Consider the following 14632-nt stretch of genomic DNA (forward strand, 5'->3'; position numbering starts at 1 on the left):
GGGGAGAAACCCCACCCGTTTCAACCCCCCCAACCCCCCCCCCCCCCCCCCCGCCCCCCCCCCCCCCCCGCCCCCCCCCCCCGCGGTCACAGGGCGTCGACGAGGCGCGCCAGGGCTGCCGCGAGCGCTTCGAGGCCGGGACCGGCGGGGCCGCCCGGCTCGGCCATGTAGACGTCCCGCCGGATCTCCACCATCAGTGCCTCGACCCGGGCGTCCTTGCCGTAGTGCTCCAGCGGTACGTAGGTGCCGGCGAAGGGGCTGTCGAGTCCCGTGCCGCCGAAGCCCGCGAAGGCCTCCTCGGCCTCGGCGAGCAGCCCGGCGGGGGTGTGGAAGGGGTCCGTGCCCAGGCAGATCGGCGGTCGGTCCCCCGCGCCGTGGAGTTCGTAGGGGAGGGGCGCGCTCGGGTAGGAGTGCACGTCGATGATCACGGCCCGCCCGACCGCCTCCACACGGTCCCGCACGGCCTGCGTCATCGCCCGGGCGTAGGGGTGGAAGTAGCGGTCGACCAACGGCGTCCCGTCGAACCCGTCCGGGCGCAGGGCCTCCCGGTGGGTGGTCCGCGTGTACACCGCGCCCATGCCCACGGACAGCATCTCCTCGCGCTCGTCGGGGAACCGCTCGGGGTCGATGACCAGCCGGGACAGGCCGCCCACGAACCGCCACGGGGTGGGGTCGCAGAGGGCCGCCGCGGCCGCGGCGATCTCGGCGGTGTGGGAATCGGTGATGTGGTCCAACTCCCGCTCCAACGCGCCGTCGTCCAGCACGATGTCGGCGCGGACGGAGGCGGGCACGACGCGCGAGGAGTGCGGCACGTGCAGGACGACCGGCGAAGCGGCGGCGCCGGGGAGGAGCTGGAAGGGGGCGTCGGGCGTGTGCTGCATGCGGGGTTCCTCGGCGGGAGGCGGCGTGTTCGGGGCACTCGGGCACATCGGGTGGCATGGTAACTCCCGCTCCTGGCAGCGCCCCTGGCACCCGCGCCGTGGGCGGTGCTTGACGTGCGCCCGGCGGGGCACCAGCCTTACCCGGAGTTACTCGTAGGTAGGGGAAAGGGGTGGCGGCCATGGGCGTGGGCTCGAACGGCGCGCAGGGCGGGGAGCGGGACGGGGACCCGGTCGGACAACAGGACCGAGAAGACGCCGAGTTGATGTTCCAGGGGGTCGAGCGCCAGGCCGAGCTCGTACGCGCCGGCAAGGTCACCTCCCGGGCCCTCGTCGAAGCGTCGCTGCGCCGCATCGCGCGCCACGGCCCCACCCTCGGCGCCTTCCGCGTCGTCCTCGCCGAGCGGGCCCTGGCCGAGGCGGACGCCCGCGACGCGCGGCGCGGGGACGGCCCGCTCCACGGCGTACCCGTCGCCGTCAAGGACGAGTTGGACGTCGCCGGGCAGGTCACCGGCTTCGGTGGCGCCGCCAACCGCACGCCCGTCGCGGCCGATTGCGAGGCCGTACGCCGCCTGCGCGCCGCCGGGGCCGTCGTGATCGGCAAGACGACGATGCCCGAGTTCGGCCAGTGGCCCTTCACCGAATCCGCCGCCCACGGGCACGCCCGCAACCCCTGGGACACCACCCGCACCCCCGGCGGGTCCAGCGGCGGCAGCGCCGCGGCCGTCGCGGCCGGGCTCGTCGGCGCGGCCCTCGGAGGTGACGGCGGCGGCTCCATCCGCATCCCGGCCGCCTGCTGCGGGCTGTTCGGCCTCAAACCGCAGCGCGGCCGGGTCTCCACCGCTCCGCACCCGCACCTCTGGTACGCCCTCGGTACGGTGGGCCCGCTGACCCGCACCGTGCGCGACACCGCCCTGCTCTACGACGTGCTCGCCGGCGCGACCCCCACCGACCGCTGGAGCGCCCGGCCCGCCGCCACCGGCTGGCTGCGGGAGCTGGACACCGCGCCCGGCCGGCTGCGCATCGGCTACAGCGCAACGCCCGCCGTGCCCGGTGTGCGACCGGATCCGGAACACGTCTCGGCCCTGCTGGAGACCGTACGGGCCCTGCGCGAACTGGGCCACGACGTACGGGAAGTGCGCCCCCGCTACCCGGACGCCACGGCCCCGTTCGTCGCCCAGTTCTGCGGCGGCGTACGGGCGGAGGCCGCCGCCGTCGAGCGTCCGGAGCTGCTGGAGCGGCGCACCCGGCACGTCCTGGCGCTGGCCCGGGCGGTCCCGGAGTCCGCCGTGGAGCGCGGGATCCGGGCGGGCGAGCGGCTGGCGGCGCGCGCCGACCGGATGTTCACCACCATGGACCTGCTGCTGACCCCGACCATCGCCGGGCGCCCGCGCCCGGTCGGCGCGCTGGACGGGGCGGGGCTGCTGACCGCGCTCGTCCGGGCGCGACCGATGATCGCCTACACGGCGCTGTGGAACGTCACCGGCCACCCGGCCGCCTCCCTTCCGGCGGGCCGGGGCAGGGACGGGCTGCCGCTCGCCGTGCAGTTGGTGGGCCGGCGCGACGACGAGGTGAGCGTGCTGCGGGTCGCGGCGCAGTTGGAGGCGGTCCGTCCGTGGGCGGCAGGGCGCCCGGAGCTGCCGCTCGCGTGACCGGCGCCCCGGACGCGCCGCTCCGGGGCCCGCTTGCGCCGTCCGCTCAGCCGGTGTGCAGGATCCGGAAGCGGCCGGGCTCCGCCGGATCCCGGTCGACGACCTGGACCGGCGGGCCGTCCCACTGCCAGACGCCGATGCCCGGCAGCCGGGAGAAGCCGATCTTCCCGCGGGTGCCCTCCACCGCCACGTGCGGCCACGCCGCGGCGGTGCGCGTGCGGTCCGTGCCGTGGGAGCGCAGCACGTCGGCGAGGACGGCGATCGTGTCGTAGCCCTCGAAGGCGACGAAGGAGGGCGCTTCGCCCAGCCGCTCGCGCAGGGCCCGCTCGACCCGTGCCCCGAGCGGGCCGAGGTGCTCGGGCAGGTAGCGCAGGAACGGGACCGCGGCTCCGTCGTCGCCCAGCCGCGCCGCCCAGCCCGCGAACTCCGGCTGCCCGGCCGGAGCGCCGATCAGGACCTCGCCGAGTCGCGCGTCCCGGCGGACGGCCCGGACGATCGCCGTGGCCGGATCCGGCACTCCGACCAGCAACAGGAGGGCCGTGGCCCGCTCGGCGGCGAGCGCGTCGCACACCGCCTCGGGGGTGAGCCCACCCGCGTCCAGTTCGACGACGGCGCCGCCGCGCGGCGCGAGGTGCTCCCGCAGGATGCGGGCCCCGGACGCCCAGTAGACGCTCGGCTGGGTCGCCACGGCGATGCGCCGGTGTCCCGCGTCGAGGAGGAAGTCCGCGTAGAGCCGCCAGCCGCGGGACTGCGGCGGAGCGAGGCGCGCGACCCGGTCCGTCGGCCCTTCGGTGAGCGCGTCGAGCACCGCCGACGAGCACAGGAACGGCAGGCCGAGGGCGTCCGCCCGGGCGGCGGCGGCGCGGGCGACGACGCTGTGGTACTCCCCCGCGACGGCGGCCACGCCCAGCGCGGCCAGCTCGTCCACGGCCGCCACGGCCCGCTGGGGGTCGGCGGCGGTGTCCCGGACCACCAGTTCGAGGGGCCTGCCGGCGATCCCGCCCCCGTCGTTCGCTTCGCGGACGCCCAGCTCCAGTCCGGCGAGGAGGTGCCGGCCCGCCTCGACCCAGCCGGGCCGGGTCAGCGGCGCGAGCGCGCCGATCCTGACGGGCGACGACGCGTCGGCCCGCCCCTCTCCGTGTCGCGATGCCGTTGCGCTCATGCCTGGACTTCCCCCGTGTGCCGTTCTCGTCGTTCCCTGCCGTGATCGCCGTGCCGGGCCCTTGTCTAGCACCTGCCCCCTGCGGTGACGACCTGCTCCAGCAGGCCGTGGAGGACCCGCTGCTGTTGCGGGGTGAGCCCGGCGAGCGGGGAGTCCACGGCGAGGAGTTCCTGCAGCCGGGCCCGCAGCGCGGTGCCCGAGGCCGTGAGCACGAGGTGCTTGGCCCTGCGGTCGGTGGGGTGCGGGTGGCGCTCGATCAGCTCCTGCTTTTCCAGCTTGTCGACGACGAAGGTGGTGTTGGAGGGCTCGCAGCACATGCGTTCCGCCAGCTCCCGCATGGTCATCGGCCCGCTCATCTCCCGCAGCGCGGCCGCCTGGGAGGCGGTCAGGCCCAGGGTGCCCGCACACGCCCGCACGTGCTCGGCGATCCGCTGCGCGAGCCCGTTCACCAGGCCGCACAGCTGCCGCTCGGCGCTGACCTCGGGTTCGCGGTACGTCGTCATGCCGCCAGCCTAGCAAGTCCATCAAGGCAACATAATTACAGCTTGAATGATTCAAACTTGATGCTTATGGTTGCGCCGTCGCCCCGACATCACGGGGCGGCCGACCCCACCACCCGGACCACCGGGCGAGCACCAGGAGAGACTTCATGACCGAGACGACCGTGGTACGAGCCGGCCGACTGAACCGACCGTCGCGCATCCGTTCCCTCCGGCTGGGGGACACGAAGGTGTCGTACGTGCCGGACGGCGCCGTACTGGTGCGGCCGCTCGAACTGCTCGGGGACACCACGGCCGAGGTGTGGGACGCCCACCCCGAGTACCTGGACCCCACGGGCCACCTCGTCGGGAGCGTCGGCGCCCTGCTCGTGGAACACGGCGGTCGGGCGCTGCTCATCGACGCGGGCTTCGGCCCGCAGGAGCAGGAGGTGCCGCAGGGCCCCATCGCCCGGATCCGGGGCGGTGAGCTCCTGGACCGGTTGGCCGAACTGGGCCGCGCTCCGTCGGACATCGAAGCCGTGGCCTTCACCCATCTGCACTCCGACCACCTCGGCTGGGCCTGCCACCGGGTCCCCGGCAGCGACCTGCCCGTGTTCACCGGCGCCGAGTACCTGGTCTCCGCGCCGGAGTGGGCCGGGCGGGACCTCCTCGCGGACCAGGGCATGGCCGATCAGGTCGCGGCCCTCGCCCCGCGCGTGCGCACGGTCGAGGACGGCCAGGAGGTCTTCCCCGGCGTGCACGTGAGGATCGTCCCCGGACACACGGTCGGGCACGCGGAGTACGTCATCACCGGCGGCGGGCGACGGCTGATCGCCTTCGGCGACGCCCTGCACTCGCCGATCCAGATCGACCGCCCCGACTGGTCCGCGGCCTTCGACCACGACCCGGTGCGCACCGCCGACCACCGCCACCGCCTCGTCGCCGAGCTGGCGGAGCCCGACACGATCGGTTTCGGCGTCCACCTGGCGGACGTGGTCTTCGGGCGCGTCCCGCGCGAAGGGGACGGCCCGGCCTGGCAGCCCGTGGATGCTTGAGCCCCGGGCACGACGAAGGCGAGGAGTTCAACTCCTCGCCCTCCCCAAGGTATAGCGCACCAGGGGGCTTGCGGCAAGGCCCCACCTCCGTCGCAAAATGGCCGACCAAGGCCAGGACCTGCAGAAACGGGGATTGCGATGAGAGACGTGATCGTGGTCGGCGGCGGACCGACCGGCTTGATGCTGGCCGCCGAATTGCGGCTGCACGGGGTGCGCGTACTGGTGGTGGAGAAGCTGACCGAGCCGACCGGGGAGTCGCGCGGGCAGGGCCTGCACGCGCGCAGCGTCGAGTTGATGGACCAGCGCGGTCTGCTGGACCGCTTCCTCGCGGTCGGCGAGAAGTTCAGCGTCGGCGGATTGTTCGGCGGCGTCGTCAAGGCCTGGCCGGAGCGGCTCGACACGGCGCACCCGTACGGAATCGGGGTCCCGCAGCCGGTCACCGAGCGGCTGCTCGACGAGCGGGCCCGCGAACTCGGCACCGAGATCCGGCGCGGATGCGAGGTCGTCGGGCTCGATCAGGACGAGGACGGGGTGTCCGTCGAGCTGGCGGACGGCACGCACCTGCGCGCGCGCTACCTCGTGGGGTGCGACGGCGGCCGCAGCACCGTGCGCGCCCTGCTCGGCGTCGGTTTCCCCGGGGTGCCCGCCACGGTCGAGACGTTGATCGGCGACATGGAGGTGACGGCCGATCCGGCCACGATCGGCGCCGTCGTCCAGGAGGTCCGCAGGACCCAGCTGCGCTTCGGCGTCTCCCCCAACGAGGACGGGACGCACCGCGTCGTCGTGCCCGCCGACGGGGTGTCCGAGGACCGGACGGCCGCGCCGACCCTGGAGGACTTCCGGCGTCGGCTGCGGGCGGTGGCGGGCACCGACTTCGGCGTGCGCGCGCCGCGTTGGCTGTCCCGGTTCGGCGACGCCACCCGGCAGGCCGAGCGGTACCGGGTCGGCCGGGTGCTGCTGGCCGGCGACGCGGCGCACGTCCACCCGCCGACCGGCGGGCAGGGCATGAACCTCGGCGTGCAGGACGCCTTCAACCTCGGCTGGAAGCTGGCCGCGGCCGTCGACGGCTGGGCCCCGGAGGGGCTCCTGGACAGCTACCACGCGGAACGGCACCCGGTGGCGGCCCGCGTCCTCGACAACACCCGTGCGCAGATGACCCTGTTGGGGAGCGACCCGGGGGCGACCGCGCTGCGCGGGCTGTTCTCCGCGCTGATGGACTTCGAGGAGGTGAACCGGTACGTGACGGGGATGATCACCGCGGTCGACGTCGCCTACGACCTCGGCGGGGGCCACGCACTCGTCGGCCGCCGGATGCGCGACGTGCCGCTGGGGCGCGGCCGCCTCTACGAGCTGATGCACGCGGGGCGCGGGCTGCTGCTCGACCGGACCGGGCGGCTCTCGGTGGCCGGCTGGGCGGACCGCGTCGACCACGTCGTCGACCACGGCCTCGACCTCGACGGGGAAGGGGGTGCGCCCGCGGCCCTGCTGCGGCCGGACGGCCATGTGGCGTGGGTGGGCGACGACCAGCGGGACCTGCTGGACCACCTGCCCGCGTGGTTCGGAGCCGCGGCCGGCGGGCCCGCCACGGCGCCGGGTGAGGGGGCGTCGTAGCGTCTACTCTTGTCCGCGGCAGAGAGCGGCAGGGGCCGTTCGACGAGCGGTGGTGAACGGGGCGTGCGGTGCCGACGGGGGAAGCGAACGACAACGAGCTGGTCGGCAGGCTGCTGGGAGGCCGGTACCGGGTGACCGCGATGGTCGGCCGCGGCGGCATGGGCGTGGTCGCCCGCGCGCTGGACGAGCTGCTGGGCCGTGAGGTCGCCGTCAAGATCCTGCGGGCCTACACCGACGCCAGCGGGCCGGAACTGGCCGATCTGCGGACCCGGATGCAGCGGGAGGCGCGGGCCGCGGCCCGGATCCGGCACGCCGGCGTGGTCACCGTGCACGACGTCACGCAGGACCAGGGGCTGCCGGTCATCGTGATGGAACTCGTCGACGGCCCGTCCCTCGACGACGTGCTCACCGAACGCGGCCCGCTGGATCCGCGCGAGGCGGCGGCGATCGGGGCCGAGCTGATGCGGGCCCTGGACGCCGCGCACCGGGCGGGCGTGCTGCACCGGGACGTGAAGCCGGGGAACGTGCTGCTGGAGCGCGGCGGCCGGGTGGTGCTCACGGACTTCGGCATCGCCACGATGGACGCCACCGACGACGAGGCCGCGTCCAAGCTGACCCGCAGCGGCCAGATCATCGGCTCCCTCGACTACCTGCCGCCCGAGCGCGCCCAGGGCCAGGAGCCCGGCCCCCCGGCGGACATCTGGTCACTGGGCATGACCCTGTACGCGGCGGTGGAGGGCACCGTCGCCTTCCGCCGCACCTCCGCGTGGTCGACGCTCTCGGCGATCGTCGGCGAACCGCTGCCCGAGCCGCGGCGGGCGGGGCCGCTGATGCCGGTGCTGCGGGCGCTGATGGCGAAGGACCCGGCGCGGCGGCCGACCGCCGCCCAGGCCGGCGCGATGCTCGACGAGGTGGCGGCCGGCCGGCCGGCGCACCCCGGGCCCGCCGCCGTGCCCCCGCCCGTCGGCGCGCCGGCTCCCGCCACCGGCACCTTCGGCCCGCCGCCGGCCCTCGACGAGCCCCACCCCCGGCCGTACGCGCCCCCGCACCCCGCACCGACGTACCCGCAGCCCGCACATCCGCAGCCCTCGTACGCCCAGCCGTCGTACGCACCGCCCTCGCACGCCGGGCACCCGGCGCCGGGGCACCCCGCGCCCGGCCGGCCGCCGACCGGTACGCGGCACACCCCCGCGGACGCCGCGCGGGCCCGGCGCCGCACCCGTACGGTGACGGTCTTCGCGGCCGTCGCCGTGCTCGGCGCCGGCGGCGTGGCCTACGCGCTGTCCGCGGGGCACGGCGGCGGACGGGCGGCGGGGGGCGCCGGCCCCTCCCCCACGACGGGCGTGTCGGATGCGGGCACGGCGACGGATCCCGCGGCCACCCCGAGCGTCTCCCCCACCCGGAGCTCGAAGAAGAAGCCGTCGGCCAGCGCCTCCCCACGCCGCACCCCGTCCCCGACGACGACCAAACCCGGCCCCGCGTCCACCAGTTGCGCCGGCTGGAGCCACAAGGACCCGAAGCCGGGCACTTACGGCTACACGGCCGGCGACTTCCACCTCGAAACGGGCCCGTACGCGCGGTGCACCGACCTCTCCCTCGCCAAGAGCGGCACGAAGCTGCGCTACTTCTGTTACGTGGTGAACGCAGACGGCGACAAGTGGACGTACGTCCGGGTGGACGGCTCGACCAGCGCGGGCTGGATGGCCAACGCCAACCTCACGCGCCAGAAGGGCCCTTCGTCCCCCTGCTGACGGCCCGGCTCCCGGCCGCCGCGCGCGCGAAGGCGAGCGCGATCGGGCGCACGGACAACCCGTGCAGGAGCACGCTCAGCAGGACGGTCGCGCACATCGCGGTGACGACGAAGTCGCCCTCTTTGGAGGGTAGTTGTCCGGCCGCCAGGGTGGCGAACACGATCGAGGTCACACCCCGGGACCCGAACCAGCCGACGGCCGCGCGCTCGGGCCCCGTCAACACGGTTCCGGTCAGGGACAGCATGACGGGCAGGAACCGGGCCACGGTGAGGGCCAGCAGGGCGTAGCCCAGCTCGGCCGCCCCGATCCCGTCGGCGAACTGGTCGATCGTCAGGCCGCCGAGGACGAACCAGACCGCGAAGGCGAGCACCTGCCCGACGTGGTGGACGAGGGAGAGGTTGGCGTGGCCGAGCGCGCGGGCGGCCGGGGCGTAACAGACGCCGGAGACGAAGGCCGCGACGAATCCGTTGCCGTGGGCGAGCACGGCCGACGTGTAGACGAGGAACGGGACCGCCAGCGTGGCCAGGCGCAGGCTCTTCGGGGTCGCCCACCGCACCGCGAGGGCGCGCCTGACCAGCCAGGCGGCTCCCGCTCCCAACAGGGCGCCGACCAGGACGGCCGTCGCGGACTCGCGCACCACCCGCCACACGAGCGCCCCCACACCGCTGTTGCCGGCCGCGGTGACGTGGGCGACGGCGAAGACGAACAGGGGCGAGATCAGCCCGTCGTTCAGACCGCCCTCCACATTGAGGGCGGCGCGGACCCTCAGCGGTACGCGTTCGTCGGCGAGGAGCGTCGAGATGGGCGCGAGGTCGATGGGCATCACCACGAGTGCGGTGACGAGCAGCAGCCACCACCCCCTGTCCGGGAACAGCGCGGCTCCCAGGAACGTGGCCGTGCCGATGGTGAGGGGCAGGGCGATCGCGAGCAGGCGCCACTCGCCCGCCGTGGTCTTCAGGCGGTGGTACTCGGTGGATTCACAGGCGTCCAGGAACAGCAGCAGGGCGAGGACCACCTCGACGCCCCGTTGGAAGCCGTGGTGGCTCAGGTTCTCCTGGACCCACGGGGCCTCGCCGCTGTTGAGGAACGCGCCCGCGAACGCGAAGGCGAGGGGAGCCGTCACGCTCCACCGGGCGAGCCGTTCCGCGGTCACGGACCACGCGAACAGCAGGCACGCCACGATGAGGAACGCCGCCATGAACCCTCGCACGGGAGAAGACCGGCGGACCGCCGGGCCCGCCCGTGAGCCGGACCGGCCCACGATGGCCCGTCCGGGGCCGCGCTCGACCACGGCACCCACCCGATTGACCCGTTCGGCCGCCGGCGACCACCCGAAAGAGATGATCTAGGTGGCCGGTTTGCGGCCCCAGACGAAGACGGCGTCGCCGGTGGCGGTGGTGTTCCAGAGCCGTTCGGCGTCCGCGAGGCGGAGGTTGATGCAGCCGGCCGAGCCGCCGCCGTTGAAGAGGTCGCCGTACACGCCGTGCAGGGCCTGGCCGCCGGAGAAGTACTGCGCGTACGGCATGGGGGCGTCGTCGTAGAGGCTGGAGGTCTCGTCGATGACGCGGTCGGTGATCTCGTGCCAGCCGTCGCGGGTCTGCTGGCCCCACCTGCCCGTGCGGACCGGGACGGCCTCGTAGACCGGGCTGCCGTCGTACTGCACCCACAACAGCTGCCGGGTGAGGTCGACGCAGACCACGGTACGGGCGCGCGCCGGGCACTTCCCGTCCCGGTTGGGCCGGCGGCGCTCCTCGACGACCAGGGTGGTGCGGTAGGTCGCCAGATTCGCGCTGCCGTCGGCGGGCGCGAGGCGCTGGCGCTGTTGGAAGGCGCGGATGGCCTCGCAGTCGGCCGGGCTCTGGCGGCCGTCGGCGGGCAGTCGCAGGTACTGCTCCATCTCCCACTGGTAGGGGCCGGTGTCCGCGGTGCAGGGAGCGGGGGCGGCGGCGGCCGGGGAGGTCGGGCCCAGGGCGAGGGCGGCGGCGAGGGCGAGGGCTGTCGGGGCCAGCAGGCTCCGTGTGCGCCGGCTCTGCCGTGGTGCGGCCATGTGCAGCCTCCAGCCGTGCGCCCCGCGCGGCGCGCCGGCGAATCGATGACCCTTTTCAAGGCATTCGAGCACGTCCGGCCGTGTCGCGTGCCGTGGTGCGGGGCCATCCGGGTCCGCGGTGGTGGGGTGATGGGGTGTCCACACGCGTGCGGTTCCTGTGCGTGCCGCTGGCAGCGGCACTGGCCCTCCTGACGGGATGCGGCGGCGGCAGCGACGGCGGCGGGGAGTCCCGCCCGGTCAGCCAGGAGGAGGCCCAGCTGCTGGCCCTGGTGCGGCTGTCGGCGTACGAGTCCAGCCCGGCCGGGATGACCGTACGGGTCCCCGGCCCGGCCGGCGTCACCGTCGTGCGGGCGGTCGTCGACTACCGCACGCGCCGGGCCACGGGCACCTTCTCCGTGCCCGGGCGGCCGGGCGTCGGCGGGGCCCTGGCCTGGGACGACGGGAGCGTGTCCGTGGACCCGGCCGGAGGTCCCCGCCGCTGGTCCCGGCGGGCCTACACGCGGGACCCGCTGGACCGGGCGCTCCGGCTGACCCTCCAGCTCGGGCACGACCGGCCGGAGAACGCGCAGTTGCTCGCGCAGTCCGGTGCCCAGTGGCTCGGTCGGCGCCGGCTGCCGGGGGCCGAGCGCGAGGAGGGGCCGTTCGCCGTCTTCGCGGGGCCCCGGCCGCCGCGCCACGAGGGGGCGGGGGCTTCGCCCCTGACGTACTGGGTCGGCGCCGCGGGAACGCTGCGCCGGGTCGAGGCCCGGCTCTCCGGTGAGGGGCCGGCGGCGACGGTGGACTTCACCGCAACGGTCGCCGCCCCCGCGGCCCCCGCCGTCCCTCAGCCTCCGGCCGGGGCCGGCAGCGGGTAGCGCGCCGGGTCCGGGACCGGCATGGCCGCCGCCGGGCCCGCGGGCGCGGTGGTCGCGCCGGGCATCGGGGGCTGCGCCGCGGGCGCGGGCACCCGCCGGAACGACAGACCGGGCGGGGCCGTGGGGGCGGCGGACCGGGCGCCCGGGGACAGCGGCCCGGCGGGTGCGCCGCACGGGGCGGCGGTGGCCAGGTCCTCGGGGGAGGTGGTCGCCTCGCCGTTCCCGGCGAAGCAGTTCCCGGCGGCGGCCGGCGCGGTCAGGACGAGGTCGGTGCCGTTGCCGGTGGCCCGGTTGGCGCTGGCCCTGTTCCCGGTGACGGGGTAGCCGAGGACGTCGGTGAGCAGGACGCCCGCGTGCCGGTTGCCGGCGATCAGGTTGCGTTCCAGGACGTTGTCGCGGCCTCCGCCGATGCCGATCCCGATGCCGAAGCCGCCGTCCGCCTGTTCCGGGCTGGCCGCGTCGTTGTTGTCGGTGAGCGCGTTCCCGGCGAAGACGGCTCCGTGCTGCGGGGCGAGGGACTCCAGGTCGTTGGAGTTCACGGCCGCCCCGACCCGGTTGCGCCGGGAGCGGTTGCCCAGGAAGTACAGGTCCTGCGAGGCGTTGGTGACTTCGAGTCCGACCGCGTTGTGCTCGACGGTGTTGTCGCGGACGACGGTCCGACAGGGCGAGCACTGGCCGACGTAGATCCCCGAGTCCGCGTGTCCGGAGGCGTAGGAGTGCTCGATGACGCCGTCGCTCGCGTCGAAGGCGTAGATCCCGTAGAGGGCGTTGTTGTGCGCGGTGACGTACGCGGCGCGAAAGCCCCGCAGCGGCGGGTGGACGCGGGTGTCCAGCCGCTCGTAGTGCTTGCCGCCGCCGGCGCCGGTCTGTCGGGCGGTGTCGGTGACTCCGGTGATCAACAGGCCGTTCGCCAGGTGGTTCCTGACGGTCAGGTTCTCGACGGCGGATCCCGCGCCGGTCACCGTGATCCCGTTGGCGCGCCGGAACTCGCCGTCGATCACCGTGCCGGCCCGGTCGGCTCCCCGCAGGACGACGCGGGGCGTGGAGAGGGTGACGCTCTCGTGGTAGACGCCCGGGGCGACCAGGACCAGATCGCCGGGGCGGGCCCGGTCCACGGCCTGTTGGAGGGTCGGGAACCGGGCCGGGACGCGCAGCACGCGCGGGGCGCCGGGGCCGGGATCGCCGGGGGCGTCGTCGGTGGGCGCGGTGCAGGCGGCGGCCGCCGCCAGGACGGTCACGGCGGTGGCGGCGGCGAGGAAGGCACGCAGGCGGGATCGCATGGGAAGAGGTGTATCGTCCCGGATGCCCAGGACGCCATTTCCACCCATTTGTCAGATAACTCGGGGGCGCAGTCGTGGTCTTGCCCAGTCGTCGCGGTGTGGTCGGTGCCGTGGGCGCCGCCGGTCTCGTCGGTACGTCCGTGCTCGCGCTCGGCGGTTGCGGACCGGCCGCCCCCCGCGCCTCCCCCTCCCCCTCCCCCTCCCCCTCCCCCTCCCCCGCGTCCGCGTCCGGTCGCCCGGGGCCGGCCCGCGCCGCCCCCGGCCGGCAGCGCGGGATCACCGATCCCCAGCCCCGGCACGTGCTGTTGCTCTCTTACGACGCCGCGCCCGGCTCCGCGCCCGCTGCCGCGGTCGGCGCCGCGGCGGCCCGCTGGGCCCGGTTGTTCGCCCACGAGGGCGTGAACACCGGTCCCGCGCGCACCGCCACGATCGCGCTGGGCCCCCGCGCGTACGCCGCGGTCGGTGCCCCCGCGCCGCCGGGGCCGCTGGAGCTGCCGGCCTTCGCGGGCGACCGTCTCGATCCGACGGCGGGCGGCGGTGACGTCCTGGTGCAGGTCTGCGCCCCCGCCCCGGGGGACTGCGCCCGGCTGGGCCGCGTCCTGGACGCGGCGGCGGGCCCCGCGCTGCGGCCGCGCTGGCGCCAGGCGGGGAGCGTCCCCGCGGCCGCCCCCGGCGAGGCCCCGCGCAACCTCCTCGGCTTCAAGGACGGCACCGCGAACCCGGACGCCCGGGAGGCCGAGCGTTCCGTGTGGATCGCCGGGGGGCCGTACGCGGGCGGCTGCTACCTCGTCCTGCGCCGGATCCGGCTGAGGGTGGAGCGGTTCCTGGAGCTGCCGGTCGCGCGGCAGGAGCAGGTCATCGGGCGCCGCCGGGAGAGCGGGGGGCCGCTGGGCGGCGGACCGGAACGCCAGGAGGTCGACCTGTTCGCGAAGACCCCCGAGGGGCGGTACGTGCTCCCGGCCAACTCCCACGTCCGGCTCGCGCACTCGCGGTACGACGCCGGGGCCCGGATGCTGCGCCGCGGGTACACCTACGACAACGGGCCGCAGGACCGGGGCCTGCTGTTCCTGGCCTACCTGGTCGACCCAGGGCTCTTCGTCCGGGTCCAGCGGCGGCTGGCGGCGGCCGACGCCCTGGGCGCCTTCACCGAGACCTTCGGGTCGGGCCTGTACCTCGTGCCCCCGGTGGGACGGCTCCTGGACCCGGGGTGACGGGGCGGCCCTCCCGGTGACGCACCGGACCCCGGCCGCGGGCTGCGGCCGGGGTCCGGTGGACGGGGTCAGGTGGACGGTGCGCGTTCGCGCGGTCAGTGCTTCGGGTGCTTGCCGCCCTTGCCCTTGTCCGGCTCGCCCCGCTCGTTGGTGAGGGTGAGCCGGATCCCGGCGTCGGCGTTGTCGACGGTCAGCGTGTGCGGTCCGCTGACCGGGCGGTCCGGGAGCCGGTAGCCCTCGGGGACCGCGGTCTCGCGCAGGTAGTAGGTGCCCAGGGCGAGCCCGGCGAAGCCGCAGTGTCCCGCGGCGTCGGTCGCGCAGGCCGGGCCCGTCTTGGTGTCCGCGGGGGTGCCCGACGTCTGCAGGCCGGGCCGGCCGTTGGTCTCCTGCCACAGCTCGAAGACGGCGCCGCGCAGCGGGCGGCCGGTGGTGGCGTCCTTCTTGAGGACCTCGATCCCGCCGAGTACGGCCTGGTTGGTGAGGGTGACGCGCAGCGCCTGGTCGGATGCCTGCGCCGTGAGCACGTGCGGACCGCTCACGGCCGGGTCGGGCAGCCGGTAGCCGTGCGGGGCGGCGGTCTCCTGCCAGTAGTAGCTGCCCAGGGGCAGCCCCGTACGGGTGCAGAGGCCGTCCCTGCCGGTGGTGCAGGCCG

13 protein-coding genes are annotated in these 14632 nt (G+C 75.5%); 6 read left to right on the forward strand and 7 right to left on the reverse strand.

Going from position 1 to position 14632, the window contains the following annotated elements; all coding sequences use genetic code 11:
• Positions 1–86: 86 nt before the first annotated feature.
• Complete coding sequence (locus ACZ4UB_RS35875; protein WP_468076867.1) at positions 87–881, reverse strand: N-formylglutamate amidohydrolase; 795 nt, start codon at positions 879–881, stop codon at positions 87–89.
• Positions 882–1060: 179 nt separating this feature from the next.
• On the opposite strand from ACZ4UB_RS35875, the gene ACZ4UB_RS35880 reads away from it, so the two are divergent.
• A complete protein-coding gene (locus ACZ4UB_RS35880; RefSeq protein WP_468076869.1) occupies positions 1061–2530 on the forward strand; it encodes an amidase in 1470 nt (489 codons plus the stop codon).
• A gap of 46 nt (positions 2531–2576) precedes the next feature.
• On the opposite strand, the gene ACZ4UB_RS35885 is transcribed toward ACZ4UB_RS35880, so the two are convergent.
• On the reverse strand, positions 2577–3692 hold the full coding sequence (locus ACZ4UB_RS35885) for an ABC transporter substrate-binding protein (protein WP_468076871.1): 1116 nt from the start codon (positions 3690–3692) through the stop codon (positions 2577–2579).
• 65 nt (positions 3693–3757) lie between these two features.
• Positions 3758–4195 carry a MarR family winged helix-turn-helix transcriptional regulator gene (locus ACZ4UB_RS35890; protein ID WP_468076873.1) on the reverse strand — a complete coding sequence of 146 codons (438 nt, stop codon included), beginning with the start codon at positions 4193–4195 and terminating at the stop codon, positions 3758–3760.
• Between the two features lie 146 nt (positions 4196–4341).
• On the opposite strand from ACZ4UB_RS35890, the gene ACZ4UB_RS35895 reads away from it, so the two are divergent.
• From ACZ4UB_RS35895 to ACZ4UB_RS35905, 3 genes are all read left to right on the forward strand, one after another.
• Positions 4342–5226, forward strand: coding sequence for an MBL fold metallo-hydrolase (locus ACZ4UB_RS35895; RefSeq protein WP_468076875.1), 885 nt, complete (start codon positions 4342–4344; stop codon positions 5224–5226).
• 138 nt (positions 5227–5364) lie between these two features.
• Positions 5365–6837: a rifampin monooxygenase gene (rox, locus tag ACZ4UB_RS35900; protein ID WP_468076877.1), complete on the forward strand. Its 1473-nt coding sequence runs from the start codon at positions 5365–5367 to the stop codon at positions 6835–6837.
• A 68-nt stretch (positions 6838–6905) separates the two neighbouring features.
• Positions 6906–8588, forward strand: a complete 1683-nt coding sequence (locus ACZ4UB_RS35905) for a serine/threonine-protein kinase (protein ID WP_468076879.1) — start codon at positions 6906–6908, stop codon at positions 8586–8588.
• On the opposite strand, the gene ACZ4UB_RS35910 is transcribed toward ACZ4UB_RS35905, so the two are convergent.
• Positions 8554–9786, reverse strand: coding sequence for a cation:proton antiporter domain-containing protein (locus ACZ4UB_RS35910; protein WP_468076881.1), 1233 nt, complete (start codon positions 9784–9786; stop codon positions 8554–8556). The genes ACZ4UB_RS35905 and ACZ4UB_RS35910 overlap by 35 nt on opposite strands.
• 147 nt (positions 9787–9933) lie before the next feature.
• Entirely contained in the window at positions 9934–10635 is a 702-nt protein-coding gene (locus ACZ4UB_RS35915; RefSeq protein WP_468076883.1) for a L,D-transpeptidase family protein, read from the reverse strand.
• Between the two features lie 134 nt (positions 10636–10769).
• Here ACZ4UB_RS35915 and ACZ4UB_RS35920 point away from each other — a divergent pair, with 134 nt between their 5' ends.
• Positions 10770–11489: a hypothetical protein gene (locus ACZ4UB_RS35920; protein WP_468076885.1), complete on the forward strand. Its 720-nt coding sequence runs from the start codon at positions 10770–10772 to the stop codon at positions 11487–11489.
• Here ACZ4UB_RS35920 and ACZ4UB_RS35925 read toward each other — a convergent pair.
• Positions 11459–12769 carry a right-handed parallel beta-helix repeat-containing protein gene (locus ACZ4UB_RS35925; protein WP_468076887.1) on the reverse strand — a complete coding sequence of 437 codons (1311 nt, stop codon included), beginning with the start codon at positions 12767–12769 and terminating at the stop codon, positions 11459–11461. The genes ACZ4UB_RS35920 and ACZ4UB_RS35925 overlap by 31 nt on opposite strands.
• Before the next feature lie 140 nt (positions 12770–12909).
• Here ACZ4UB_RS35925 and ACZ4UB_RS35930 point away from each other — a divergent pair, with 140 nt between their 5' ends.
• Positions 12910–13980 carry a Dyp-type peroxidase gene (locus ACZ4UB_RS35930; RefSeq protein WP_468076941.1) on the forward strand — a complete coding sequence of 357 codons (1071 nt, stop codon included), beginning with the start codon at positions 12910–12912 and terminating at the stop codon, positions 13978–13980.
• Positions 13981–14075: 95 nt separating this feature from the next.
• Here ACZ4UB_RS35930 and ACZ4UB_RS35935 read toward each other — a convergent pair.
• Positions 14076–14632, reverse strand: a 557-nt coding sequence (locus ACZ4UB_RS35935; protein WP_468076889.1) for an MSCRAMM family protein, incomplete at its 5' end; no start/stop codon positions are given.

It is taken from the genome of Streptomyces sp. NPDC028419, from assembly GCF_055565515.1.

What these genes read in the sequence shown, in the direction of transcription:
- ACZ4UB_RS35875 (WP_468076867.1), bottom strand. Translation starts at nt 881, where the DNA reads ATGCAGCACACGCCCGACGCCCCCTTCCAGCTCCTCCCCGGCGCCGCC.
- ACZ4UB_RS35880 (WP_468076869.1), top strand. Translation starts at nt 1,061, where the DNA reads ATGGGCGTGGGCTCGAACGGCGCGCAGGGCGGGGAGCGGGACGGGGAC.
- ACZ4UB_RS35885 (WP_468076871.1), bottom strand. Translation starts at nt 3,692, where the DNA reads ATGAGCGCAACGGCATCGCGACACGGAGAGGGGCGGGCCGACGCGTCG.
- ACZ4UB_RS35890 (WP_468076873.1), bottom strand. Translation starts at nt 4,195, where the DNA reads ATGACGACGTACCGCGAACCCGAGGTCAGCGCCGAGCGGCAGCTGTGC.
- ACZ4UB_RS35895 (WP_468076875.1), top strand. Translation starts at nt 4,342, where the DNA reads ATGACCGAGACGACCGTGGTACGAGCCGGCCGACTGAACCGACCGTCG.
- rox (WP_468076877.1), top strand. Translation starts at nt 5,365, where the DNA reads ATGAGAGACGTGATCGTGGTCGGCGGCGGACCGACCGGCTTGATGCTG.
- ACZ4UB_RS35910 (WP_468076881.1), bottom strand. Translation starts at nt 9,786, where the DNA reads ATGGCGGCGTTCCTCATCGTGGCGTGCCTGCTGTTCGCGTGGTCCGTG.
- ACZ4UB_RS35915 (WP_468076883.1), bottom strand. Translation starts at nt 10,635, where the DNA reads ATGGCCGCACCACGGCAGAGCCGGCGCACACGGAGCCTGCTGGCCCCG.
- ACZ4UB_RS35925 (WP_468076887.1), bottom strand. Translation starts at nt 12,769, where the DNA reads ATGCGATCCCGCCTGCGTGCCTTCCTCGCCGCCGCCACCGCCGTGACC.